Genomic DNA, 24,706 nt, shown 5'->3' with positions numbered 1-24,706 from the left:
CCCTTCACTTTCTCAGCCGCCCCTTGAAAAGATACCGACCAGACGGTATCTTTATGAAAGCCAATCGAGAGACCCAGCCATGAATCCCGTTGCCCTTGCGTATGCCTCGCTTGCCGGCGCCATCATCTGTGAGGTGATCGGCACCACCTTCCTGCAGAAATCCGCCCAGTTCACCAAGCTCGGGCCGACGCTTGCCATGGTCGCGCTTTATGCCGTTTCGTTCTATCTGCTGTCGCAGGCACTGAAAGGCATGCCGCTCGGCATTGCCTATGCGATGTGGGGCGGGCTCGGCATCATCCTCACAGCGCTCATCAGCGTCTTCTTGTTCAAGCAGTCGCTCGATCCGGCGGCGATGGCCGGCATCGGCCTGATCGTCGCGGGCGTGATCGTGATGAATGCCTTTTCCAATTCGGTCACGCACGGATGACGGCGAACGCCTATTCCAGAAAGAAGCAGCCGGAACTGGTTCGTCGCGCCCTGCTCGACCAGACTGCAGCCCTGGCGGTCGAAGGCGGACCTGCGGCAATCACCATCCAGGCGGTGGCTGACCGGGCAGGCGTGACGAAGGGTGGGCTTCTGCATCATTTCGCCAGCAAACAGGCGCTTGTCGAGGCGGTCTTTGCCGACCTGCTCGAAAAGCTCGACCAGGAAATCGGGCTCTACATGGCGGAGGACGGCGAGATGCGCGGACGCTTCACCCGCGCTTATATCAGGGCGAGCTTCGCCGACCGGAAGCTCGGCAGCAGCAGCCCGTGGGTCGCGCTTTCCGTTTCCATGATCTCGGAACCCGGCCTCCGACGGCTCTGGTCGCAATGGCTGGAACGAAAGCTTGCCGCACACCGGCCGACGGATGATGGACCAATGTTCGAAATCGCGCGCTTTGCCGCCGATGGAGTCTGGCTCGCCGACCTCCTGCAACAGGATCGCGAACCCTTCCGCGACGTTTCCCATATCGAGCGCGGACTGCTTGCACTTGCATCGGAAGCCTCACCCGGCGCTTGACGGAGGTCACTTGCGGATTGTCCTTTACCGCCTCTTCGTGTAGGTGAGGCCTCCTCCCAACGGCATGCGACAGGACCTCCCCTCATGAGCGGTTTCGACCTAACCATTTTCGATTGCGACGGCGTGCTCGTCGATTCCGAGATCATCGCGGCCAAGGTCGAATCCAAGCTCCTGAACGAAGCAGGCTATCCGATTTCCATCGAGGAAATGGGCGAACGCTTTGCCGGCATGACCTGGAAAAACATCCTCCTCACAGTCGAGAAAGAGGTCGACATCCCGCTGTCGGCCAGCCTGCTCGACAAGTCGGAAGCCCTGCTCGACCAGCGGCTGGCTCGCGAAGTCAAGATCATCGACGGCGTGGTCTTCGCGCTTTCCCGGCTTAAGGGACCGCGCTGCATCTGCTCGAACTCGTCTTCCGCCCGCCTCGACATGATGCTGACCAAGGTCGGCCTCAAGGAATTCTTCGCGCCGCATGTCTATTCGGCCAAGGATCTCGGCCCCGACCGGGTCAAACCGAAACCCGACATTTTCCTGCATGGCGCAGCACAGTTCGGCGTCACGCCCGACAAGGTCGTCGTCGTCGAGGATTCCGTGCACGGGGTTCATGCGGCACGCGCCGCCGGCATGCGGGTGATCGGCTTCACCGGCGCCTCCCACACCTACCCTTCCCATGCCGACCGCCTGACGGATGCCGGAGCCGAGACCGTGATCTCGCGCATGATGGATCTGCCGGCGGTCATTGCGGCCATGGAAAACTGGGCGGGTGCGATCTGATCCACCCGTTCCCCGCCTCGTGCGAAAAACCGGTCGTCAAATGCGCAGGGCAAGACCTGCCGGCAGGATATCCGCGCGCAGCGCCCTCAGACCGGAGTTTTCCCCGTCGATCTCGCTGGAAAAGCGGCCATCCTCCAGCGGTGTGATCTCGACCGAACGTCCCCGGTGGAAACTCAACAGAGGATGGTCGACATGGGCTGCCGAGGGAAGCCGCGCCAGCAGCCCGAGCTGGCCGGCCCTGGAGGCAGCCCGCATCACGGCAATGTCGAGCAGGCCATCCGCCAGGTCCGCCTGCGGGACGACATGCATGCCGCCACCGAACCAGGCCCCGTTGGCAACGCTCACCACCGTGACCCCGCCGGCATAAATCTCCTCCCCGTCAATGACGACCCGTACCGATTGCGGACGGTAGCTAAGGATCTCGCGCGCCGAATAGAGCATGAAGCGCATCGAACCGCCGAGAAACCTGCCGCGTGGCGCCGCATTTACGGCACGCACGATCTCTCCGGAAACGCCGACGCTTGCGATATTGGCGAAATGGCGGTTGATCCTGCCGCCGTTTCCATCGGGGCCGCTGATACGCACGGCGTCGATAAAGCGGACGGGTGCCTCGGCGATCTGGCCCGCGATCGCCTGAGGCACGCTCGCAAGGGTGAAATTGCGGGCGAAATCACATCCCGTACCGTTGGGGATCAGGGAAAAGGCCGTCTTCGGCCGGCTCGACGACAGGATACCGTCGACCACGTCGCTCACCGTTCCGTCGCCGCCGACGGCAATGACGAGGTCGCAGCCGGAATCCGCCAGCGCCCGGCTCATGTCGGTCGCCTGTCCGGCAGTAGTGGTTTCGCAAACAGCGAGGTCCGGAAAGCGGACCCTCAACGCCTGGTAAAGCGCCGGCCATGCACGCACCGACGCCCTCCCGCCGGACACGGGATTTCTGACTATTCCAATTTTCACCTATGCCCCCCGGCATATGGCGTTCCGCCACCCGTTGCGGATGGCGGCCTTTGCCCATTCACTTTTCCGCCTGCGGCCGCGGCCGCAGGAATTATTTCTTCTTCGGGCCTTCGTCGAAGCCGATGAAGACCTTGGTGAGACCGCTCACATTGCTCGGAACAGTCACCTGCTTGGAGAAGACGAACTGTGTCGGCTGCGCGGCATCGGCCAGGGTGACCGGATGCTGTGTCAGTTCGGTGAAGAGCACGTTGTCGCCATCCGTCACGGCAACGCGGATCGGCAGGGTGACGGTTCCGGCCTTGCCCTCAGGTCCCGCCACGAGGCGCCCCTGAACCATGGCGGTGATCGTCAGGCTGGTCTCGCTGCGGGCGCAGGAGCGGGTCGTATCGGCCAGCGAAGCCTGATAGACGACCTTGGACGGATCGTCCTTCGCGCCCTTGGCATAGGTGCGGTAATAGGACGTGCCGTCACGCAGGGCGATCGTCGGGCAGAAGCCCTGGACCACAGGCGCCACGGCCGGGGCGGCGGCGCTGGCCTCAGGCTTTTCCGCGGCCGAACCGAGAGCGCCACCGGGATTGCCAGCGTTGCAGCCGGCGAGAACCATCATCGAAAATGCGGCCAACAGCCCGCGCGACACCTTCACAGACACGATATGCACCTTCCGCATTCTTGAGCTTCGAGAAGCCAAAAGCCATTCCATTTGGGCCTTTTCATGCCCAGGGAGGATGGTCTATACCAGCGGCGCAGCGAAAAATCGATTGGGTAGCCAGCGTTTTGCTTCGAATTTCAATACCGCCGGCATTCAGAGGCTTCGCCTCAACCTGGACAAATCCGTTCGCGGCTGCCGTGCCTGCGAAATCCGCCCGGCCCGTCTGGCGCAAAAAGACGAACTTACGTTCTCGAAACGTCATAGTCTCGGACACCCAAACGCGCCTTACCTCTTCTGACCAAGGATGACCATCGTGGAATATATCTCGACCCGCGGAGAGGCCAAAAGCCTCGGTTTCAGTGACGCCCTGCTTGCGGGCCTTGCCCGCGACGGCGGCCTCTACGTGCCGCGCAAATGGCCCCATCTCAAGAAGAAGGAAATCCGCGCGCTCCGCGGCAAGACATACCAGGACATCGCCTTCGAAATTCTTCATCCCTTCACCGGCGGCGAGATCGAGGCCGGCACGTTCCGCTCGATGATCGACGAGGCCTACGCGACCTTCCGCCATCCGGCCGTGGCCCCGCTGGTGCAGACCGGTCCGAACGCCTTCGTGCTCGAACTTTTCCACGGCACGACTCTCGCCTTCAAGGACGTGGCGATGCAGCTTCTCGCCCGGCTGATGGATCATGTGCTTGCCGAACGCGGCGAACGGGCGACCATCGTCGGCGCGACATCAGGCGATACCGGGGGCGCCGCCATCGACGCCTTTGCCGGCCGTGCCCGCACCGACGTCTTCATCCTGTTCCCGCACGAGAAGGTCTCACCCGTCCAGCAGCGGCAGATGACGACCTCGAAGGCCGACAACGTTCATGCTATCGCCGTCAGGGGCAATTTCGACGATTGCCAAAATCTGGTGAAGGCGATGTTCAACGACAACGCCTTCCGCGACCGCTACAGGATTTCCGGCGTCAACTCGATCAACTGGGCCCGCATCATGGCGCAGGTGGTCTATTACTTCACCGCCGCGATCTCGCTCGGCGCGCCGGATCGCAAGGTTTCCTTCACCGTGCCGACGGGCAATTTCGGCGATATTTTCGCCGGCTACGTCGCCAAGAAAATGGGGCTGCCGATCGACAAGCTGGTGATCGCCACCAACGAGAACGACATTCTCGCCCGCACCCTGAAGACCGGGCGTTATGAGATGAAGGGCGTCTCGGCCACCACCTCGCCGTCGATGGATATCCAGATTTCGTCCAACTTCGAACGCCTGCTGTTCGAAGCCTATGACCGCGACGACGCGGCTATCCGCTCGTCGATGGAAAGCCTGAAACAGTCCGGCTCCTTCGAGATCAAGCCCGAGGCCCTGAAGGCGATCCGCAAGGACTTCCGCGCCGGCCGCGCAACCGAGAAGCAGGTGGCCGCCACGATCCGCGACACGCTGGCCGAGACCGGCTACCTGATCGACCCCCATACGGCCGTCGGCGTTCATGTCGCAGCGAAGTTCGCCAAGCCTTCCAGCCCCATGATAACCCTCTCCACAGCCCACCCGGCAAAGTTCCCCGCTGCAGTAAAATCAGCAAGCGGTATTGACCCGGCGCTTCCGGCGTGGCTTGCTGATCTGATGACCAGGGAGGAGCATTTCGATATCCTGGACGCGGAACTTAAAGCCGTCGAAACCTTTGTCGGTGAACATGCCCGCACAGATAATTGAGAAATGCAGAAAGACGGATCGATGAATGTTGAGTGTACCCGGCTGCCCTCTGGGCTGACGGTCGTAACCGAGAAGATGCCGCATCTCGAAAGCGTCGCGCTCGGAACCTGGATCAAATCCGGTTCTCGCAACGAAACCGACGCGGAGCACGGCATCGCCCATCTTCTCGAACACATGGCATTCAAGGGCACGCAGCGACGCAATGCCCGCCAGATCGCCGAGGAGATCGAGAATGTCGGCGGCGAACTCAATGCCGCGACTTCCACAGAGACCACCTCCTATTACGCCCGCGTGCTCAAGGACGACGTACCGCTCGCGGTCGATATCCTCGCCGACATCTTGACGGAGTCGGTTTTCGACGAGGAGGAACTGGCGCGCGAAAAGCACGTGATCCTGCAGGAGATCGGCGCAGCCAACGATACGCCCGACGACGTGGTGTTCGACCGCTTCTCGGAACTCGCCTTCGCCGGACAGACCCTCGGCCGTCCCATCCTCGGCACACCCGATACGGTAAAGTCGTTTACCAGCGACGAAATCCGGGGCTACCTGTCGCGCAACTACACGACCGACCGCATGTTCGTCGTCGCGGCCGGGGCCGTCGACCATGACGCTTTCGTTCGCCAGGTCGAAGACCGCTTCTCCGGCCTCAGAACCGAGCCTGCCGCCCCGCCCGTCCTCGAAGCCGCGCGCTATACCGGCGGTGAGGCCCGCGAGGAACGCGACCTGATGGATGCGCAGGTGCTGCTCGGCTTCGAGGGCCGTGCCTATCACATGCGCGACTTCTATTGTTCGCAGATCCTCGCCAACATTCTCGGCGGCGGCATGTCCTCGCGCCTCTTCCAGGAAGTGCGCGAATTCCGGGGCCTTTGCTATTCGGTGTATGCCTTCCATTGGGGCTTTTCCGACACTGGTATCTTCGGCATCCACGCCGCGACTGGCGGCGAAAACCTGCCGGAACTGGTTCCCGTCATCATCGACGAACTGCGCAAGTCGTCGGACATGATAAACCAGCAGGAAATCGACCGCTCGCGCGCGCAAATCCGCGCGCAACTGCTGATGGGACAGGAAAGCCCGGCGGCGCGCGCCGGCCAGATCGCCCGGCAGATGATGCTCTATGGACGCCCGATCTCCAATCAGGAAATGATGGAGCGGTTGGCCGGCATCACCACCGAACGGCTGACGGATCTTGCCGGCCGGCTGTTCTTCGAGACCGTGCCGACGCTTTCGGCCATCGGTCCGCTCGATCAGCTTGCGCCGATGAACGAAATCACGCAGGCCCTTTCCAGCGGCAATGCCGGCGGCGCCCTCAAGGCGGCTGGCTGAAAAACTGCGGCGAGACAAGGGGTTGCGGCGAGCCAGCGGCGCATGACCGCCCTCGCCTTTGTGGGGGCATGGCATGGCACGGTCGGTCTTTCGGTTTCTGTCGCGGCAGCCGGAAACGCCGGAGCTCTATGGCCCCGATCATCTTCTGCGCCTGCCCCGCTACCGCGATTTCGACCAGTGGCACAGGCTGCGCAGCGAAAGCCGCGCCTTCCTGCAGCCATGGGAGCCCACCTGGCGGGCGGACGAACTGACCGAGAGCTCCTACCGGGCGCGAGTCATTCGCAACGAGCAGGAATTCAACTCGGGTCTGGCTGTCCCTTTCTTTCTCTTCCACAGGCCGGAGGAGATTCTTCTCGGCGGCCTGACGATCGGCCTGATCCGCCGCGGAGCCTCGCAAAGCTGCATGATCGGATACTGGATGGGCGAAAGATATGCCGGCCAGGGCCATATGTTTGCCGCACTTCGGCTCGCTATTCCCTATATCTTCAGGGTGCTTGAGTTGCACCGGATCGAAGCAGCCTGTATTCCAGACAACAGCAACAGCATCAGGTTGCTCGAAAAAGCCGGATTTGAGCGGGAAGGTCTCTTGCGGGAATATCTCAAAATCAACGGGCGCTGGCGCGACCATGCGATCTATTCGCTTCTGGCGGATCGGGCCACGGACAACGGCGGCAAAGAGCCCTCATGAAACTCACGGACAACAGGCAGACGGCAGCCGGCCGAACGCTGGCGGCGGCTTTCGCCATGGTCATGCTCGTGCTGGCCGGCCTTTTCGCGACGGTCGCCAACGCCGCCGAACCGGTGAAGATCGCCCGTGACGACACGGCGCTCGACCTCACCGCGACCACCGAGATCTATACGAACCAGGGAGAGGCCTTTCAGGTTTCAACCGCAGCCGGCGCGGACGGTATTCGCCGCCGCATCGAAGTGCGCTCGAGCTCTCCGCAGCATCAGGGCGACTGGGCCGTCTTCGCGCTTGCCAACGTTTCGGAAGAGCAGCTCGAGCGCGTGATCGTCGCTCCGCATTTCCGTCTGGTGAACTCGAAGCTGTTCTGGCCCGATCTCGGCTCCCAGCGCATCATCGCCATCACGCCTTCGGAAGGCTTCGCGCTCGACCGGCAGCCGAGTTCGGAGGCGGACGTCTTCCGCATCACGCTTAACCCGGGCGCTGTCATCACCTTCGTCGCCGAGCTTTCGACGCCGCAGCTTCCGCAGATCTACCTCTGGGAACCGAACGCCTACAAGGATACGGTCAACGCTTTCACCCTTTATCGCGGCATCGTTCTCGGCATCGCCGGCCTTCTCGCGGTGTTCCTGACGATCCTGTTCGTGGTCAAGGGTACGTCCATGCTGCCGGCCGCCGCTGCGCTCGCCTGGGCCGTGCTCGCCTATATCTGCGTCGACTTCGGCTTCCTTGAAAAACTCATCAGCATCACGTCCAGCGACCAGCGAATATGGCGAGCGGGCGCGGAAGTGGCGCTCGCATCGAGCCTCGTCATATTCCTTTTCACCTACCTGAACCTCAATCGCTGGCATGTCCATCTGGGCTATGCGACCTTCGCATGGATCCTCGGCCTCGGCCTGCTTTTCGGGGTCGCCATCTATGACCCCTCGGTCGCCTCCGGCATCGCGCGCCTGTCCTTTGCGCTGACCGCCACCGCCGGCATCGTGCTCATCATCTATCTCGGCTTCAACCGCTACGACCGGGCGATCCTTCTCGTGCCGACATGGGCGCTGATCCTCGTCTGGCTGTTCGGTGGCTGGCTGACGGTCACCGGGCGGCTGGACAACGATATCATCCAGCCGGCGCTCGGCGGAGGGCTGGTACTGATCGTGCTGCTGATCGGCTTTACCGTCATGCAGCATGCCTTCGCCGGCGGTGCCTATCAACAGGGGCTGTTCTCCGACCTCGAACGCCAGTCGCTGGCGCTCACCGGTTCCGGCGATACGGTGTGGGACTGGGATGTCGCCCGCGACCGCGTGGTGACGAGCCCCGACATTTCCGTCCGCCTGGGTCTTTCGCCGGGAACCATGCACGGCCCCGCCCGCAACTGGCTCCCACGCCTGCATCCGGACGACCGGGACAGGTTCCGCGCCACGCTCGATGTGCTGCTGGAACATCGCAAGGGCCGCCTCAATCACGAATTCCGCATCCGCGCCGAAGACGGCCATTTCCACTGGCTGAAGATCCGGGCGCGGCCAGTCCTCGGCTCCAATGGCGAGGTCATCCGCTGCGTCGGCACCATCATCGATGTGACCGAGCAGAAAAACTCGATCGATCGCCTGCTCGCCGATGCGATGCACGACAATCTGACGGGCCTGCCGAACCGGGAAGTCTTCCTCGACCGGCTGCAGTCGGTCCTGACGCTCGGCAACGGGTCCGAGGCGTTGCGGCCAACCGTCATGGCGATCGACATCGACCGTTACAAGCAGGTGAACGACAGTCTCGGGATCGCCGCCGGCGACAATATCCTGATCGCGCTGACGCGACGGCTTCGACGCCTCCTGAAACCGCAGGACACGCTCGCACGCCTTTCCGGCGACGAGTTCGGCCTGATCCTCGTTTCGGAGCGCGATCCCGGCAAGGTCGCAGATTTTGCCGACGCCGTCTCGAAGGCGATCATGGTGCCGATCAATTTCGCCAATCGCGAGATCATCCTGACAGCTTCCATCGGCCTCGTTTCATGGGTCGACCAGCAGGAAAGCGCAACCAGCCTGCTGTCCGATGCGGAGCTTGCGATGTACCGCGCCAAGCGCGCAGGCGGAAACCGGGTGGAGCCCTTCCGCCCCGCCTTCCGCGCCGGCGGAACCGACCGGCTGCAGATCGAAACGGATCTGCGCCGCGCCATCGACCGCAAGGAACTGTCGATGGTCTACCAGCCGATCATCCGGCTTGCCGATGGCGAAGTCGCCGGTTTCGAGGCCCTGATGCGGTGGGATCACCCCAAGCGCGGCAGCATTCCGCCGTCCGAATTCATCCCGATCGCGGAGGCATCCGACCTGATCGAGCCGCTCGGCATGTTCGCGTTGGAACGCGCCACCACCGATCTGACCGATTGGGAAAAACAGACCGGGGACGTGCCGATCTTCGTCTCCGTCAATCTGTCGAGCGCGCAGTTGCTTTCCAGTGAGATCTACAACGATATCCGCGCGATGCTGACCAAGACCCAATGCGATCCGGGCCGACTGAAGCTCGAATTGACAGAGTCGGTGGTGATGGCAAATCCGGAGCAGGCGCGCCTCGTGCTGGGCAAGCTCAGGGATACCGGCATCAGTCTGGCGCTCGACGATTTCGGCACCGGCTACTCGTCGCTCGCCTATCTCACCCGTTTCCCCTTCGACACGATCAAGCTCGACAAGGCGCTGGTATGCGACCAATCCGAAAAACGGGGCGTCCTGTTGAAATCGATCATCGCCATGGCCTGTGGGCTTGAAATGAAGGTGGTGGCGGAAGGCATCGAAACGGAGGAAGACGGTCAGGAACTCGCGAAACTGGGATGCGATTTCGGACAGAGCTATCTTTACGGCGCACCGATCGGCGCCGAGTCCGTTCTCCGTCTGCTGCGTGAACGCTTTCCGCTGACCAAGAGGGCTTGAGCCGGGCGCAAGCCCAACCCGGCGGCCAGCCGTTCCTCAGGCGTGCCCGGCTTCCATCGACAGCATGGCCGGGCTGACGCCCATCAGCGCCAGGGCGCGTTCGTACTTGGTGTCAAGCGCCCGATCGAAGATCAGGTCTTCCGTGGCCGGGCAGTTCAGCCAACCGTTATTGGCAATCTCGAATTCGAGTTGCCCCGGCCCCCAGCCGGCATAACCGAGCAGCATCGTGGCGCGGCGCGGACCGCGGCCATCGGAGATGGCGCGCACGATGTCGAGCGTTGCCGTCAGCGAAATGTCGTCGCTGATCGGGATGCTGCTGTCGCTCAGATAGTCGTCGGAGTGAAGGACGAAACCGCGGCCCGTTTCCACCGGTCCGCCACTCTGAATCGGGAAATGCCGGGCATGGTCCGGCAGCATGATCGCATCGTTCTTGTCGATCAGTTCCAGATGCAGGAGCACGTCGGCAAAGGTCACCGGCTGCGACCGATTGATGATGAAGCCCATGGCGCCGGCCGGAGAATGGGCGCAAACATAAACGACGGCCCGTGCGAAGTTGCCGTCCGTCATTCCTGGCATGGCTATCAGGAACTGGCCGTCCAGAAAGCCACGCTCGCGATCCTTCTTCAAGTTCGATAAAGCCATGCTGGACCTCCAGCGTCTCTGTAACCGAGACATCCGACGTGAACTCCGGGATGAAGTCCGTCATTTCTCATTTTAGCAAGATGAGGCAGACCGCCCCCGCAATCAACTGAAAATGACATATGGGCCGAAAACCGTGACTGGCGAGGCTCCGCACTATGCTTTAAACGCAGGCCATGAGCATCGAATTTTCCCGCATGCGCCGCTTCATCGGCCTGCTTCTCACCGCAACCGTCCTCGGCGCCGGCAGCGCACAGGCGGCAAGCAGCGAATGGGCGACCAGTGAAGGCGGCCGGATGCGCCTCCTCGTCCTGCCGGCCGCCGCAGACGGCACGCGCCAGGCTGCGCTTCAGATCGAGCCGACGCCCGGCTGGATTACCTATTGGCGGGAGCCGGGAGACGCCGGCATACCGCCAAGCATCACGCTCGATCCCGCCAGCCGGTTCGATATCGGAGAAATTTCCTTTCCGGTGCCGAAGCGCATCGACAACGGGGACATCAGGGATATCGGCTACGACACGCCCATCGCCCTTCCCTTCACCCTCAAGGCCCAGCCGGTCGCCTCGGCCACGGTGAAGGCAAATGTCTTCATCGGCGTGTGCAAGAACATCTGCATTCCGTTCCAGGCCGACCTTACGGTGACGCTTGAGGAAACCGTAAACCCCGAGGAAGAGGCCATCCTCGCATCCGCATGGAAAAGCCTGCCCGAAAGGGAGACCGAAAGCTTCGGCGTCGAATCCCACCGGATGATCGGGGATCTCTTCCGGCTCGACCTGACACTCCGCCTTCCCTCCCCGAACGATCGTCCGCAAGTCTTCGTCACCGGTCCGAACGGTCACGTCTTCATGGACTACGACATCGTTTCCCAAGCCGACGGCGAGCTCGATATTTCGATGCCGCTTGAGGAACTGCCGCGCAATTACAAGATCGCCAGAAAGACCTGGGGTATCCTCGTTCTCTCGGGCGACAGGGCAATGGAAAGCACGCTTGCCTTTGACTAGCGTCAATCTATAGTCGCTGCCGAAACACCGCCCGGCACCGGCCGGGGCCAATCCAGCGAGGAGAATCTGATGACCATTTCCATCGGCGAGAAGCTGCCGCAGGCGACCTTCAAGGAAAAGACCGCCGACGGTCCGGTCGAGATCACCACCGAGCAGCTTTTCGGCGGCAAGCGTGTCGTGCTCTTCGCCGTGCCCGGTGCGTTTACGCCGACCTGCTCGCTCAACCACCTGCCCGGCTATCTGGAGAACCGTGACGCGATCCTGTCGCGCGGCGTCGACGACATCGCAGTGATCGCCGTCAATGACTGGCATGTCATGGGGGCCTGGGCGCAGCAATCCGGCGGGCTCGGCAAGATCCACTTCCTCGCCGACTGGGATGCCTCCTTCACCAAGGCGCTCGGCCTCGATGCCGACCTCTCCGGCGGCGGGCTCGGCGTCCGCTCCAAGCGTTATTCGATGCTGGTGGAAGACGGCGTGGTGAAGTCGCTCAATGTCGAGGAGAACCCGGGCCAGGCAACCGTTTCCTCCGCTGCCACGATTATCGAGCAGCTCTGAAGACAGCGCCGCGGACAATCAGGAGAGCCGCGGCAGGTCCGCGGCTTTTTTTCGGGCACAAGAAACCCAACAAAAAAACCGGAGTGTCTCCACTCCGGTTTGTCGATTTTAATCAATGCGTTGAGACCGAAGCCTCAGCAACTGAATCAGCCGACGATCTCGGTGTCGGAGAACCAGTACTTGATTTCCTGGGCGGCGGTTTCCGGGGCGTCGGAACCGTGAACCGAGTTTTCGCCGATGGAGAGCGCGAAGGTCTTTCGGATGGTGCCTTCCGCAGCCTGGGCCGGGTTGGTGGCGCCCATCAGTTCGCGGTTCTTGAGGATGGCGTTTTCGCCTTCGAGGACCTGAACGACGGTCGGGCCGGAGGTCATGCCTTCAACGAGTTCGCCGAAGAACGGGCGGTCCTTGTGGACGGCGTAGAAGCCTTCGGCTTCGCGCTTGCTCATCCAAACGCGCTTCGAGGCGACGACGCGCAGGCCGTTGTCTTCGAATACCTTGGTGATGGCGCCCGTCAGGTTGCGCTTGGTTGCGTCCGGCTTAATCATCGAGAAGGTGCGTTCAATCGCCATCAGTCTCATCCTTTTGTCTCATGGGAAAGTGGGCGGTTTCTACCCGCCCCGAATCGCGAAGACAAGGGGGATGGACGAATTTCACGCCGCCGTCATACTATCTGACCGGAACCGGTCGCGGCGAATGCTTTCACGGCACATTCCGGGCCGGCAGCGTGCGGAAGGAACCATGCAGAAATTCTCCGAGAATGCGCGCCGCTCCACGTGCGCGCTGGCCGACATCGCCGTCCATTGTTCGATCCTGCAGGCCTCAACGGGCAGTTTCCGGCATTTCCTCATCGACCAGCCCGCCCTCATTCACGTGAAGAACGGCTGGAAGCGGATCGTAACCAACGAGGCCGATGTCACAGCGGTCCCCGGAGAGGCGATCTTCCTGCCGCAGGGGCTCGAATGCACCGTCATCAACGGGGCCGAGGAAAACGGCTCCTATCATTCCGACGCCTATGTCTTTTCCTCCGCCCTCGTGGCGTTCTACGCCGATGCGGCAGCGCATTCCACGAACGAGGCGATCCGGATCGAGCCGGACAGCGGATTCCTCGATGCGCTCGAGCGCGCGCGCCTCGCGATCGCGGGTAAGGACGCCGCTTCCGACGATATCCACCGGCACATCGTCGGCGAACTCCTTATCCGCTTGCAGGCGCTCGGGATCGGCCTCCTGCCCGATCCACGCGAAAACCTCTGCCTCAGGATACGCGGCCTCATTCGCACAGAGCCCGCGCAGGAATGGCCGGCGGGTTCCGTCGCCGGCGCTCTGGGCATGAGCGAGGCGACGCTGCGGCGCCGGCTTTCGCAGGTCGGGACAAGCCTCACCGACATCATCGCCGATGTGCGCATGACGACGGCGCTCGCTCTGCTGCAGGCGACCGAACTTCCGATCAACCGGGTGGCGCTCGATGTCGGGTATGAATCGGCGTCGAAATTTGCGGCCCGCTTTCGCGCCCGCTTCGGCCTTTCTCCGCGGGACATTCGCATCGCCACGGAGGCAGGTGAGCGTTCCGGGGCTGAATTCGAGCGCAGCAGAGCCGCGGCCGGATAGCGACGGCGATATGTTCGGGCTCCCATCGAAAGGAGCCGATCATGACCTATGGACCCCTCGTTCTCGCCGCCGCACTGACCCTGGTATCAGGCCTTCCGGCCATGGCGGCGGAGTTCACGCTTTCAAGCCCTGACATCGCCGAGGGCGGAGAACTCGCCCAGGCGCAGGTGGCGAACGCGCTCGGATGCGACGGCGGCAACGTCTCGCCAGCCCTTTCATGGTCGAACGCACCCGCCGGCACGCGGAGTTTCGTCGTCACCGCCTATGACCCGGACGCGCCGACAGGTTCCGGTTTCTGGCATTGGGTAATGTTCAACATTCCCTCCGGCGTCACGGAACTGAAGGCGGGCATCACGCCGGACAGGGGCGCACCCGCCGGTGCGATTCAGAGCCGCGCCGATGCCGGCTTTTCAAGCTATATCGGCGCCTGCCCGCCGCCGGGGCAAATGCATCGCTATGTCTTCACCGTAACGGCGCTTTCGGTTGACAAGCTCGACCTTGACAGCAATGCCAGCGGCGCGCTGATCGGTTTCATGACCAATGCAAACGCGCTCGCAAAGGCGTCGATCACCGTCCATTACGGACGCTGAGGCTCAGGCGACCGCCCTCGCCTCGCTGCCGTGGAGATCGAGGCACCGCTCGAACCAGGTCCTCACCGGATCGTCGTCGGCCAGATGCACCGATCCGGTGGTGATCCGCAGCCATTGCAGCGCGCCGAAGACGATGTGGTCGCAAAACAGCGGGCCATCGCCGCCGATGAAAGGCTGCGCCTTCAGCATGTGGCGCAGGGGCTTCAGGGCTTCCGGCAGAGCCGCGATCGCCGTTTCGCGGACGGCGGCGATCTCTTCGATGGTCTTGCCGAGCAGCTTCTCGCGGCTCTCGCGGAAATAGGCCTGGTCGGTAGGCGCCAGCATGTCGTGAATGTTCTTCAGCGCGATGCGTGTGACGATCGGATGCACGGTCGTCTGGGAATAGGCTTCGACAAAGCGGGCCATGGCCTGGCCGCCCTCGCCTCCAAAGAGCGACGGCGCATCCGGATAGGCTTCTTCCAGATAAAGCGCGATCTGGAAACTGTCAGAGACAAGCCGTTCGCCATCCCTCAGGAAGGGAACGGTCTTCGAAAATCCGCCTTCGGCGGACGGAATGGCCGTAAAGGCAAGCGGCCGTTCGCTGAACGGCAGGCCCTTGTGACGAAGCGCCATGACCGTCTTCCAGCAATGGGGAGAGAACGGGCGGGCCAAATCTGCTCCGCAGAGAGAATAAAGGGTGATGGACATGGCAGCTCCTCGATCATCTTTCCGCGCTAGGATGCATGTCCCGCCGCTACCAATCAAATCATGATATTTCATGGGTTTCATAAGCCCCGCTGTCGCAATATCACGCTACGCTCGCAGATCGGGGAACAAACGGGAGAATCGGATGCTGGAAACGTTCAGGATGTTCGCGGCCTACAACCAATGGGCCAACGATCTCGTCTATGCCGCGGCCAACGAGCTTTCACCCGAGGATCTGAACCGCGACTTGGGAGCCTTCTTCGGATCGCTGTTTGGAACGCTCACCCATATCCTGGTCGCAGACCGCGTCTGGCTCCGGCGCTTTACCGGCGAAGGACCGAAACACACGGCGCTGAACGAGAAGCCGTTTGCAACGCTTGCCGAACTGGAAGCCGCCCGGATCGAAGAGGACCGAAGGATCATCGCATGGATCGGGGAACTGACGGAAGACGAAATCCGCGGGCCGATCAGCTATACGCCGATCACAACACCCACGCCGATCACCCATCGGCTCGGGCCGGCGATATCGCATTTCTTCAACCACCAGACACACCACAGGGGCCAGGCCCATATGTGCCTGACGGCGCTCGGCAAGCCGAGCCTTTCGCTTGATCTCATCTATTTCCAGCGGCTCCAGGGCGATCGGTGGCTTTAGAGCCTGCCCCTGCGGGGACACCTGTCCGCCAATTCGACAATCCGGCATTAACCGTTCTTTGCGGAAAATCCCGAAGGTTTGCCCGTTTGCCGCGTATTTAACCGAATGATGAGTTCTTTCGCGGATGGTGCGGCCGGAGATAACCGACATTCATCGAGCGGAAAGACCGGAGCCACATCCGGCGGGGGAACAGCCATGCAGTCTGATGCCAGTACAAGCCATCAGCACGTCCAACCACCGAAGTCGCCCATCGTCCAGGACAACCTGCAGAAGATCACGGCTTTCATGGCCAAGCACCAGATCGCCGGCCTGCCGCGCAATTTCGAAATCGTCTATGAGGCCATGGTCAGGCGCAATGCGGAGATCGCCCGCGATCTCGTCGCTCTCGGGGCGCAACCCAGCCAGATCGCGCTGGACCATCTGGGCCTGAAGCACCGTCTGGTCAGCCATTGCGGTCTTGCCGACGAACATGTGCAATCAGAGGCCACGGCCGCATTGAAACGTCTCGCGGAACAGGTCTCGCTCGGTCTCCTGCGCAAGCAGACCTTCACCCGCGCGCTCGAAACCATCGTGAAATCGATCCGCGAGGACGAGACCCGGGGCCTTTCGGAAATCCTGGAGGAACTTGATTTCCTCGATTCCGCGGCAAGCGACCTGATCCGGGAGGAGACCGAAATCGAGTTCAAGCTGAAGGCGGGGCTCGAACAGATCGAAGCCGCCGAACGCACCGCAGAGGCCGCCCGCTCGATGGTGCTCACCGACCGGCTGACCGAACTGCCCAACCGCATCGCCTTCATGAACCGGCTGGAAAGCCTTTACGAACAGGCAACCGTTCCTTTCGGAACCGCCATGTTGCTTGTCGACATCGACAATTTCCGGGAGATCAATCGACAGTTCGGCGACGAGGCCGGCAACAGGCTGCTCAAGCGGCTGGCTGCGGTTTTCCGCAAGACGATCAAGAAGTATGACTTCGTCGCGCGCATCGAGGGCGACGACTTCGCCTTCCTCTTCAGCGACGTCGGTGCAACCGAGGCTCAGGCGATTGCCGAGCGGCTTCGGACGGCCGTCGAGAACAACCTGATCTTCGCCACCGAGCAAGGACGCAGCCAGGGCAGCCTTGGCCTCTCCATCGGCTTCGCCATGACAGCGGATGCGGCCACACCGAGCGAACTGATTGCCCACGCCGAATCCGCGCTTGCGACGGCCCGCGCCACCCCTCGTCACCCGATCGCAGGCTATGGCTCAGAGCCTCAGCGCGGCATGGGACGAAACGTGGCCTAATCTTCCAATCGGCGCGGGATGTTGCGCCGGCGCCACCCTTCGTCGCCCGATTGCCGCGAACACCTTCGCAGCCCGGCGACCGCTTGCCTTTGGCCGGCAGTTCGGCCAAAAGCCAAGGCATGATTACGATTACCGATATCTCTGCCCGCATCGCAGGCCGCCTGCTCATCGACCATGCCAGCATCTCGCTGCCGGAAGGCACGAAGGCCGGGCTTGTCGGGCGCAACGGCGCGGGCAAGTCGACGCTCTTCAAGATCATCACCGGAGACCTCCCCTCCGAAACGGGATCGATCACCATCCCCAGGAATGCTCGGATCGGCCAGGTGGCGCAGGAGGCTCCCGGTACCGAACAGCCGCTGATCGAGATCGTGCTGGCCGCAGATAAGGAACGCGCCGCCCTGCTGGCCGAGGCGGAGACAGCCACCGATCCGCACCGCATCGCGGAAATCCAGACCCGGCTCGCCGATATCGGCGCACATTCGGCAGAGGCGCGCGCGGCCACCATTCTTGCAGGTCTCGGCTTCGACCACGAAGCGCAGCTTCGCCCCGCCTCTTCCTTTTCCGGCGGCTGGCGCATGCGCGTGGCGCTGGCGGCCGTGCTGTTTTCCGAACCGGATCTGCTGCTGCTCGACGAGCCGACCAACTATCTCGACCTCGAAGGCACGCTCTGGCTGGAAGAATATGTCCGGCGCTATCCGCACACCGTCATCATCATCAGCCATGACCGCGACCTGCTCAACACCGCCGTCAACGCGATCATCCACCTCGATCAGAAGAAGCTCACCTTCTATCGCGGCGGCTACGACCAGTTCGAGCGGCAGAAGGCGGAAGCCGACGAATTGCAGATGAAGGCGAAGGCGAAGAGCGATGCTGCCCGCAAGCACCTGCAGAGCTATATCGACCGTTTCCGCTACAAGGCGTCGAAGGCTCGGCAGGCCCAGAGCCGTATCAAGGCGCTGGAGCGCATGGGAACGGTCGCGGCCGTGATCGAGGATCATGTCCAGCCGATCACCTTCCCGGAACCCGAGAAACAGCCGGCTTCCCCGATCGTGGCCATCAGCGGCGGTGCAGTCGGCTACGAACCCGGCAAGCCGATCTTGAAGAACATCAATCTGCGCATCGACAATGACGATCGCATCGCCCTTCTCGGCTCGAACGGCAACGGCAAATCCACATTTGCCAAGCTGATCGCGGGGCGGCTCAACCTGCAGGCGGGCGAGATGAAGCTTGCGCCGAACCTCTCCGTCGGCTTCTTCGCACAACATCAACTGGACGATCTCGTGCCGAACGAGACGCCGGTCGACCACGTTCGCCGGCTGATGCCGCTTGCGGGCGAAGCGCAGGTTCGCGCCCGCGTCGCGCAGATGGGACTGGCGACCGAAAAGATGGCGACCGCCGCCAAGGATCTTTCGGGTGGAGAAAAGGCGCGTCTGCTGATGGGCCTTTCCGCGTTTCACGCGCCGAACCTTCTGATCCTCGACGAACCGACCAACCATCTCGACATCGACAGCCGCCGCGCGCTGATCGAGGCTCTGAACGACTATAACGGCGCCGTCATCCTGATCGCCCATGACCGCCACCTGATCGAGGCGACCGTCGACCGCCTCTGGCTGGTCAATAACGGAACCGTTAGCGTCTTCGAAGGCGATATGGAGGATTATCGTAGTCTGGTGGTCTCCTCCGCCCGCAAGAGCGATGACCGGGAAAAGGCGGATGCCGCCGTCCAGGTCAACAAGGCCGACCAGCGCAAGGCCGCCGCCGACAGGCGGGCGAGCCTCGCTCCACTGAAGAAAAAGATCAATGAAATCGAGTCCCTGACGAAAAAGCTGGAGACATTGATTCAGGCTCTTGATGCGGAACTTGCAGATCCGGCGCTTTACGAGAAGAGCCCGGCCAAGGCCGCGGAAAAGGCCAAGCAGCGCGGCGAGGCTGTGGCGAAGCTTTCGGCCGCGGAAGAACAATGGCTCGAGCTTTCCGCCGAATACGAGGATGCGATGGCGGGCTGACCCGCCCTCGATCCGGCAGGGGCCGGATGCGCCGGAAACCGACCGTTAACCATAACTGCCTAAAACTTCACTCGAATCCTTTCCCGTTCGAGTGGTTTTCATGCTTTCTTTACGCGTTGCGGTGAGCGCCCTCATCGCCTTGTCCCTGGCGTCATGTGCCACCACCAAGACGGAAAAGCCGTCGGCCAAGACGGCATTTGCCGCATCCACGGACAATCCTACTGGCAAGCCGCTTTCCGCCGGTGACCGCGTTCCGATGGAGCCCGCAACCTGGTTCAAGCCGAACCGCCCCCGGAACGCCCTTGCCGGACGCACGCTGGACGTCGCCTCGATCGGGGATCTCCAGCTCGGACCGAAGGAGGTCGTGCTGACCTTCGACGACGGCCCCGTGCCCGGCCGAACCGAGCGTATCCTCGACACGCTCGCCCGGTACGATGTCAAGGCGACATTCCTGATGGTCGGGGAAATGGCCAAGGCCCATCCGGCCGTCGCCCGAAAGGTTGCCGACGCGGGCCATGCCATCGGCAGCCATACATGGAGCCATGCCGATCTTCACAAGCTGAGTTTCGATCGGGCCATGGCCGACATCACCAGGGGGGAACTGGCGGTGAAGGCGGGGACCGGCGTGGAACCGGGCTTCTTCCGCTTCCCTTACCTTTCCGACTCGAAGAGCCTGCGCACGAAAATGGCGCAACGGGACGTCGTCGTTCTCGACGTCGCGATCGACAGCAAGGACTATTTCAAGTCGGCGCCATCGGAAATCGTCGACCGCACGATGGAAACCCTGCACCGCAGGGGCCGCGGCATCATCCTGATGCACGACCTGCATCTGCGCACCGCCGTCATGCTGCCGATGCTGCTCGAGCGCCTGAAGGCCGAAGGTTACAAGGTCGTAACGCTGCGCCACGAGCGCAAGAAAATGATGATGCTGGCATCGGCGAACTGACATACACGCCCGTCGCCGGACAGGTTCCGGCGACGGGCCGACCGGTCAACTCTCCCGGCGCATTGCCACGACGAGCGCGAAGGCGAGGCAGGCGATAGCAGTGAAAACCGGAAGGCCGTGCGTGCCGATCTGAAGCGACACGCCGGCCGCAAGCGGCCCCACCAGTGCGCCGGCGCCCCAGGCCAATCCCATAAGCGCATAGATGCCAACGAGATCGCCACCCGAAAACCGGCTGCCGACGATGGTCAAAGTCAGCGTGTAAATGCCGACGAAGACACCGCCCCAGACAAACAGCATGGCATAGGTGAAGAAGGGCATGGCGAGCGCCCAGGGCCAGCAAGCGGCCCCGGCAGCGGCCACCAGCGCGCAGCCAAGCACCAGCTTGCGGCGGTCGACCATGTCGCCGAGCCAGCCGATCGGTAGCTGCAGCAGGATCGCGCCGCCCATCATCACGAACATGAGTTGGGCCGCATCGTCGGCATTCCAGCCGAGACCGACCGCGTAGAGCGCCAGGAAGGACAGGCCCGCCGTCTCGACGGCAGCGTTCAGCACGATCGCTCCGATCGCCACCGGCGCCAGCCTCAGGAAACGCAGCGGATTGCCCGAACTCGGTTTTTCGAATACGGGCGCACGCACCATTGGCAACAGTACGAAGGATGCGGCTGCCAGGGCGATGACGGCACCGACCATGAACGGCAGCGTCCCGCGAGAACCGATCAGCGAGAGGAGAAGCGGGCCGAGCGCCAGCCCCAGAGAGAGCGCCGCCGTGTAGATCGCCATGAAACGGGCGCGGGTATTTTCGGTGCTGAGCGCGTTGATCCAGGTCTCGGAAAGCACGAACAGCGCTTCCGCGGCCATGCCGAGCAACAGGCGCAGCGGAAACCACAGCCAGATATTATCGACCAGGGCGATTGTCCCCAGCACGGCGGCGGATACGACCAGCGACAGCAGGATCAGGCGGCGCGGTCCGACCTTCGACACAACGCCCGGAAGCACCAACGCGACCACGAGGACACCGATCGCATGCATCGCCGCATTGGCGCCCACCAGGCTCTGGCTTGCACCTCTTGCGACCATTTCAAGCGCGATCAGCGGCGCGCTCAGCGAATAGGTCAGCCCGAACATGGCGACGGTCAGGATCACCGCAATGCGGGAAATCAACGTACCCGTTTCCGAGACGGCGGGCAGATCCGTCGCGCTCATCGGGCGTAGTCCCTCATCTTCAGGGAACTGCCCAGATGATGCAGATGGGCAAGCAGCTTTTCACGCCACGGCACAGTCTCAGGTTCGACAAGGCGTTTCAGCGCGCGTGCATAGTCGAGCACCATGCCAGGCGTCCAGCAGAGATGCGCGGCTCGCGACCGGATATAGGCCGCCTCCCACAAGGAAGGCGTTACGAGCAGTCGCAGGAGACGCAGCCACGGTCGTGGGCAGTCGAGGCTCCCCTCAAGCGCTGCTTCAAGCGCTCCTGCTGCGGCGATCGAGCAGTTGCGATTGGTGACGTTATAGGTGGAATGCCGGCGATAGCCCTCCCAGAAGGCTTTCAGGCGCAACGCGTGAAAACGGGTGAACACCACCTCTTCGTCAGCGGCGGTCCAGCAGGCCTTTTCCTTTTCATAGGATGGCTGGAAGAGCCCTGCCACGTCGTTTTCCTCTCCAGCGAAGAGCGTGTCCACGATCTCCTCGCGATCCGGTTCGATCTCTTCGGCCGGCCAATGGCTGATGTAGAGATGGGTGCCCATCTCTACCGCTGCATGGCCGGTGGAAACCTTGCCCTCCTTGTCGAGCACCGCGAAGTAACGGTCGACAAGAGGACGTCTCGGCTCGACTTCGGCGGCACCGGTCGGTGTCCATACGAGGATGCGCATGTTGAGGATCGTGTCGTCATCCGGACTGTCATCAGGCATGACGACGGGATTTTCCTCGTTCCATCCCCGTCCGCACAGCATGGGAAGGGAATAGATCGAGAGAGTGCTGTCGTACCGCCGCAACGCCCGTGCGAAATGAATCATCGTGGCACCGGAGAGCACGAGGAACAGGCTGATGCACAACGGAACATTGAGCCGCTGCGGAAACGGCCATTCGAGGACGAGCATCGCGGCAAGCGTCAGTTCCAGACCGCTCGCGACCGCTGCCACACTCCATCGACGGAAACGGACCAACGCCACCGTCGCCAGGCGGGAGAGGCCGTCGAAAGCGAAGCCGAAGGCAAACAGCCACGAAAGCAGCCAGTCGCTCTTCAGGGGCGTATCGATTATCAGAAATGCAACCGTCAGCATGAGCAGCGACTTGACGCCATCCGCAAGCCGACCGGTATTCGTTTCGCGCATGGCGGTCGACAGAAGACCGAAAAGTCCCTGGAAAAGAAAGAGCAATCCGAAAAGCTGTACGGTGACCATCGTCAGGCCATCCGACAGATCAGCCATTATGACAAAGGCCAGCGCGACCATGACACTGCCGAGAGCCGCCGGCTCCCACCAGTCGTCACGAAACGCCCTGCCCCCGATAAGCAAGAATGCAAGTTTAATCATCTTATTGTTTCTTGATGGAAATCGCAGAACGCAAATGCGCCCGAAACGATCAAAAAACAATAAAGGTACAGGGCCGCAGCTTCTACTTTGTCGGATAAGACCAGAATTGGTCTGTCCCTTGCGGTCGATAGTGACGAATGTCAAAACCGGATAATTACAGAGCTATTACTCGGGAATAGGCTTCGTTAACCGGAACCAACACCGCACGTCCGCGCACTATGCCTTCTTCTCCCATCGACCTTCGCTGGTCTGCTGCCAGTAGGTCAGGGCATGAGCTTCCGTCTTGAGGCGCTGCCACTGGCCCCGCGCGGCTTCGAGTTGCGCCTGATCGTGGCCATCGAAGACGAAGACGACACGCTCGTAGTCCAGTGACGCCGGCGGCTCGGCGCCATCGACGAGGAAGCGAACGGTGGCGCCATTGAGATTGCCATCCTCCATCGTCAGCAGCACCGGCTGATTTTCCGGCGCCTCCGCCTCATCAGTGGCATGCGGCAGGAAGCTGTCGTCGCGCCAGGTCCACAGATGCGTGTCGAGCGCATCGCGACGGGCGGCATCGGCAGTCTGCACCACCACCCGCCAGCCGCGTTCCAGGCTCTTTTCGAGAAGCGGAGGCAGGGCGTCCTCGAGCTTTGATTCCGTCAGGTGGTAGAAAAGAATGTCAGCCAACGGCCGTTCCCTCGCCCTGTTCCTGTTTCGATCAGGCTTCGTAGCTGGCGCGAACGAGTTCGTCGAGCAGCCGAACCCCGTAGCCGGAACCCCAGGACTGGTTGATCTCGTCCGAAGGCGACGACATTGCGGTGCCGGCGATATCGAGGTGCGCCCAGGGCGTATCCTTGACGAAGCGCTTCAGGAATTGTGCGGCCGTAACCGAGCCCGCATGGCGTCCGCTCGAATTCTTCATGTCCGCGAATTTCGAGTCGATCATCTTGTCGTAGTCCTTGCCCATCGGCATCCGCCACAGCCGCTCATTGGTGACGAGACCGGCGGCGAGCAGCCTTTCGGACAAGGTATCGTCATTGGAGAAGAGACCGGCATGAAGATTGCCGAGCGCAACCAGGATCGCCCCGGTGAGCGTCGCGAGATTAATCATGAAATCGGGCTTGAAGCGCTCGTTGCAGTACCACAGCGCATCCGCCAAAACGAGCCGGCCTTCGGCATCGGTGTTGATAACCTCGATCGTCTGGCCGGACATCGACTTGACGATGTCGCCCGGACGCTGGGCATTGCCGTCCGGCATGTTCTCGACGAGACCGATGATGCCGACGGCATTGACCTTGGCCTTGCGCGCGGCAAGCACGTGCATCAGTCCGGTCACGGCGGCCGCCCCGCCCATATCACCCTTCATTTCTTCCATGCCGGCGGCCGGCTTGATCGAAATGCCGCCGGTGTCGAAGACGACGCCCTTGCCGACGAAGGCAACCGGCTTGTCCTTGGCCCTGCCGCCGTTCCACTGCATCACCACGAGGCGCGGCGGGCGAACGGACCCCTGAGCCACACCTAAAAGCGCGCCCATGCCGAGCTTCTTCATTTCCTTTTCGCCGAGAATTTCGACTTCGACCCCGAGCTTTTCAAGCTCCTTCGCCCTGTCGGCAAACTCTTCCGGCCCCAGAATGTTGGCGGGTTCGTTGACGAGATCGCGGGCAAGATTGACGCCGTCGGCGACTGCCTGCGCATCGGCAAACGCCTTCTTGGCGGCAGCGGCAGCTACCGTGACGATCGTGACCTTTACATTCTTGTCGCCGTTCTTGCCTTCCTCGTCATCAATCTTCTTCGACGTCTTGTAAGTATCGAACTTGTAGGCGCGCAGAAGCATTCCGAGCGCGAAATCGGCGGCAGCTTTCGCGGTGAGATCGAGACCGGGAACGTCCAGATAAACCGTAACCTTCTCCGCCCCCTTGATCGCAGCCGCAGCCACGCCGCCGGCCTTGAGCCAGTCATGGGCGACCAGCGTCTCCGCCTTGCCGAGACCAAGGACGAGGATGCGGTCGGCCTCCGAGCCGTGGGGCGCGACGATATCCAGTGTCGCCAGCGCTTTGCCGGTAAATTTCGCGACCTTGGCCGCACGCCCATAGATGCCCGCCGGATCGGCCTCTTCCGCGCCGGCCGGGAGATCGGCTTCTGCGGTCTTCAAGAGGATCGCAAGGCCGGTTGTCACGTGATGGGATTTGGCAAACGCGATATCGAGCTTCAGCGACATGGG

General features: G+C 62.2%; 25 protein-coding genes. 16 read left to right on the top strand and 9 right to left on the bottom strand.

Features of this window, described 5'->3' with window-relative positions; genetic code table 11:
- Positions 1–79: 79 nt before the first annotated feature.
- From ACLBKR_RS05295 to ACLBKR_RS05285, 3 genes are all read left to right on the top strand, one after another.
- Entirely contained in the window at positions 80–427 is a 348-nt protein-coding gene (locus ACLBKR_RS05295; RefSeq protein ID WP_112827294.1) for a DMT family transporter, read from the top strand.
- Positions 424–1,002: a TetR/AcrR family transcriptional regulator gene (locus ACLBKR_RS05290; protein WP_113486672.1), complete on the top strand. Its 579-nt coding sequence runs from the start codon at positions 424–426 to the stop codon at positions 1,000–1,002. The genes ACLBKR_RS05295 and ACLBKR_RS05290 overlap by 4 nt, the downstream gene beginning before the upstream one ends.
- Before the next feature lie 84 nt (positions 1,003–1,086).
- Positions 1,087–1,776 carry an HAD family hydrolase gene (locus ACLBKR_RS05285; protein WP_113486670.1) on the top strand — a complete coding sequence of 230 codons (690 nt, stop codon included), beginning with the start codon at positions 1,087–1,089 and terminating at the stop codon, positions 1,774–1,776.
- A gap of 36 nt (positions 1,777–1,812) precedes the next feature.
- Here the strand turns inward: ACLBKR_RS05285 and ACLBKR_RS05280 are convergent, their stop codons facing one another.
- Together ACLBKR_RS05280 and ACLBKR_RS05275 are read right to left on the bottom strand one after the other, a co-directional pair.
- Entirely contained in the window at positions 1,813–2,685 is an 873-nt protein-coding gene (locus tag ACLBKR_RS05280) for a diacylglycerol kinase family protein (RefSeq protein WP_162759184.1), read from the bottom strand.
- A gap of 139 nt (positions 2,686–2,824) precedes the next feature.
- Positions 2,825–3,382, bottom strand: a complete 558-nt coding sequence (locus ACLBKR_RS05275; RefSeq protein ID WP_112827470.1) for a hypothetical protein — start codon at positions 3,380–3,382, stop codon at positions 2,825–2,827.
- A 76-nt stretch (positions 3,383–3,458) separates the two neighbouring features.
- On the opposite strand from ACLBKR_RS05275, the gene ACLBKR_RS05270 reads away from it, so the two are divergent.
- From ACLBKR_RS05270 to ACLBKR_RS05250, 5 genes are all read left to right on the top strand, one after another.
- A complete protein-coding gene (locus ACLBKR_RS05270; RefSeq protein WP_162748248.1) occupies positions 3,459–3,680 on the top strand; it encodes a hypothetical protein in 222 nt (73 codons plus the stop codon).
- A gap of 6 nt (positions 3,681–3,686) precedes the next feature.
- Entirely contained in the window at positions 3,687–5,093 is a 1,407-nt protein-coding gene (gene thrC, locus ACLBKR_RS05265) for a threonine synthase (RefSeq protein ID WP_113338677.1), read from the top strand.
- Between the two features lie 21 nt (positions 5,094–5,114).
- Positions 5,115–6,416: a M16 family metallopeptidase gene (locus tag ACLBKR_RS05260; RefSeq protein ID WP_112827471.1), complete on the top strand. Its 1,302-nt coding sequence runs from the start codon at positions 5,115–5,117 to the stop codon at positions 6,414–6,416.
- A 73-nt stretch (positions 6,417–6,489) separates the two neighbouring features.
- Entirely contained in the window at positions 6,490–7,104 is a 615-nt protein-coding gene (locus ACLBKR_RS05255) for a GNAT family N-acetyltransferase (RefSeq protein WP_113338676.1), read from the top strand.
- 56 nt (positions 7,105–7,160) lie between these two features.
- Positions 7,161–10,013 (top strand): EAL domain-containing protein, encoded by a 2,853-nt coding sequence (locus ACLBKR_RS05250; protein WP_414901738.1) that lies wholly within the window; start codon positions 7,161–7,163, stop codon positions 10,011–10,013.
- Between the two features lie 36 nt (positions 10,014–10,049).
- Here ACLBKR_RS05250 and ACLBKR_RS05245 read toward each other — a convergent pair whose 3' ends face one another.
- Positions 10,050–10,655 (bottom strand): YqgE/AlgH family protein, encoded by a 606-nt coding sequence (locus ACLBKR_RS05245; protein ID WP_414900902.1) that lies wholly within the window; start codon positions 10,653–10,655, stop codon positions 10,050–10,052.
- A gap of 173 nt (positions 10,656–10,828) precedes the next feature.
- Between ACLBKR_RS05245 and ACLBKR_RS05240 the strand changes: the two genes are divergently transcribed.
- On the top strand, positions 10,829–11,653 hold the full coding sequence (locus ACLBKR_RS05240; RefSeq protein WP_414900900.1) for a protein-disulfide reductase DsbD domain-containing protein: 825 nt from the start codon (positions 10,829–10,831) through the stop codon (positions 11,651–11,653).
- Positions 11,654–11,722: 69 nt separating this feature from the next.
- Positions 11,723–12,208: a peroxiredoxin gene (locus tag ACLBKR_RS05235; protein WP_414900898.1), complete on the top strand. Its 486-nt coding sequence runs from the start codon at positions 11,723–11,725 to the stop codon at positions 12,206–12,208.
- Between the two features lie 146 nt (positions 12,209–12,354).
- Here ACLBKR_RS05235 and ndk read toward each other — a convergent pair whose 3' ends face one another.
- Positions 12,355–12,777 (bottom strand): nucleoside-diphosphate kinase, encoded by a 423-nt coding sequence (ndk, locus tag ACLBKR_RS05230; protein WP_112827304.1) that lies wholly within the window; start codon positions 12,775–12,777, stop codon positions 12,355–12,357.
- 169 nt (positions 12,778–12,946) lie between these two features.
- Between ndk and ACLBKR_RS05225 the strand changes: the two genes are divergently transcribed.
- Complete coding sequence (locus ACLBKR_RS05225; RefSeq protein ID WP_414900896.1) at positions 12,947–13,813, top strand: helix-turn-helix transcriptional regulator; 867 nt, start codon at positions 12,947–12,949, stop codon at positions 13,811–13,813.
- Between the two features lie 41 nt (positions 13,814–13,854).
- Positions 13,855–14,403, top strand: coding sequence for a YbhB/YbcL family Raf kinase inhibitor-like protein (locus ACLBKR_RS05220; RefSeq protein ID WP_414900894.1), 549 nt, complete (start codon positions 13,855–13,857; stop codon positions 14,401–14,403).
- A gap of 3 nt (positions 14,404–14,406) precedes the next feature.
- Here the strand turns inward: ACLBKR_RS05220 and ACLBKR_RS05215 are convergent, their stop codons facing one another.
- A complete protein-coding gene (locus tag ACLBKR_RS05215) occupies positions 14,407–15,090 on the bottom strand; it encodes a glutathione S-transferase family protein (protein WP_414900892.1) in 684 nt (227 codons plus the stop codon).
- Positions 15,091–15,232: 142 nt separating this feature from the next.
- On the opposite strand from ACLBKR_RS05215, the gene ACLBKR_RS05210 reads away from it, so the two are divergent.
- From ACLBKR_RS05210 to ACLBKR_RS05195, 4 genes are all read left to right on the top strand, one after another.
- Complete coding sequence (locus ACLBKR_RS05210) at positions 15,233–15,742, top strand: DinB family protein (RefSeq protein ID WP_113426073.1); 510 nt, start codon at positions 15,233–15,235, stop codon at positions 15,740–15,742.
- Between the two features lie 195 nt (positions 15,743–15,937).
- Entirely contained in the window at positions 15,938–17,023 is a 1,086-nt protein-coding gene (locus ACLBKR_RS05205; RefSeq protein ID WP_162708140.1) for a GGDEF domain-containing protein, read from the top strand.
- A gap of 119 nt (positions 17,024–17,142) precedes the next feature.
- Positions 17,143–19,029 (top strand): ribosomal protection-like ABC-F family protein, encoded by a 1,887-nt coding sequence (gene abc-f, locus ACLBKR_RS05200; RefSeq protein ID WP_113448834.1) that lies wholly within the window; start codon positions 17,143–17,145, stop codon positions 19,027–19,029.
- Between the two features lie 100 nt (positions 19,030–19,129).
- A complete protein-coding gene (locus ACLBKR_RS05195; protein WP_113448788.1) occupies positions 19,130–19,975 on the top strand; it encodes a polysaccharide deacetylase family protein in 846 nt (281 codons plus the stop codon).
- A 45-nt stretch (positions 19,976–20,020) separates the two neighbouring features.
- Here ACLBKR_RS05195 and ACLBKR_RS05190 read toward each other — a convergent pair whose 3' ends face one another.
- The 4 genes from ACLBKR_RS05190 to ACLBKR_RS05175 form a co-directional block, all read right to left on the bottom strand.
- Complete coding sequence (locus ACLBKR_RS05190) at positions 20,021–21,178, bottom strand: MFS transporter (RefSeq protein ID WP_113338668.1); 1,158 nt, start codon at positions 21,176–21,178, stop codon at positions 20,021–20,023.
- Positions 21,175–22,506: a protease gene (locus tag ACLBKR_RS05185; RefSeq protein ID WP_113454373.1), complete on the bottom strand. Its 1,332-nt coding sequence runs from the start codon at positions 22,504–22,506 to the stop codon at positions 21,175–21,177. The genes ACLBKR_RS05190 and ACLBKR_RS05185 overlap by 4 nt, the downstream gene beginning before the upstream one ends.
- Before the next feature lie 216 nt (positions 22,507–22,722).
- On the bottom strand, positions 22,723–23,172 hold the full coding sequence (locus ACLBKR_RS05180; protein WP_113338666.1) for a DNA polymerase III subunit chi: 450 nt from the start codon (positions 23,170–23,172) through the stop codon (positions 22,723–22,725).
- 31 nt (positions 23,173–23,203) lie between these two features.
- Entirely contained in the window at positions 23,204–24,703 is a 1,500-nt protein-coding gene (locus tag ACLBKR_RS05175; protein WP_113338665.1) for a leucyl aminopeptidase, read from the bottom strand.
- Positions 24,704–24,706 lie beyond the last annotated feature (3 nt).

Source organism: Paenirhizobium cremeum (assembly GCF_047553425.1).
GTDB lineage: Bacteria > Pseudomonadota > Alphaproteobacteria > Rhizobiales > Rhizobiaceae > Allorhizobium > Allorhizobium cremeum.
Note: the sequence above shows the minus strand (reverse complement) of the source record. Positions and strands in the feature narration are given on the sequence as shown.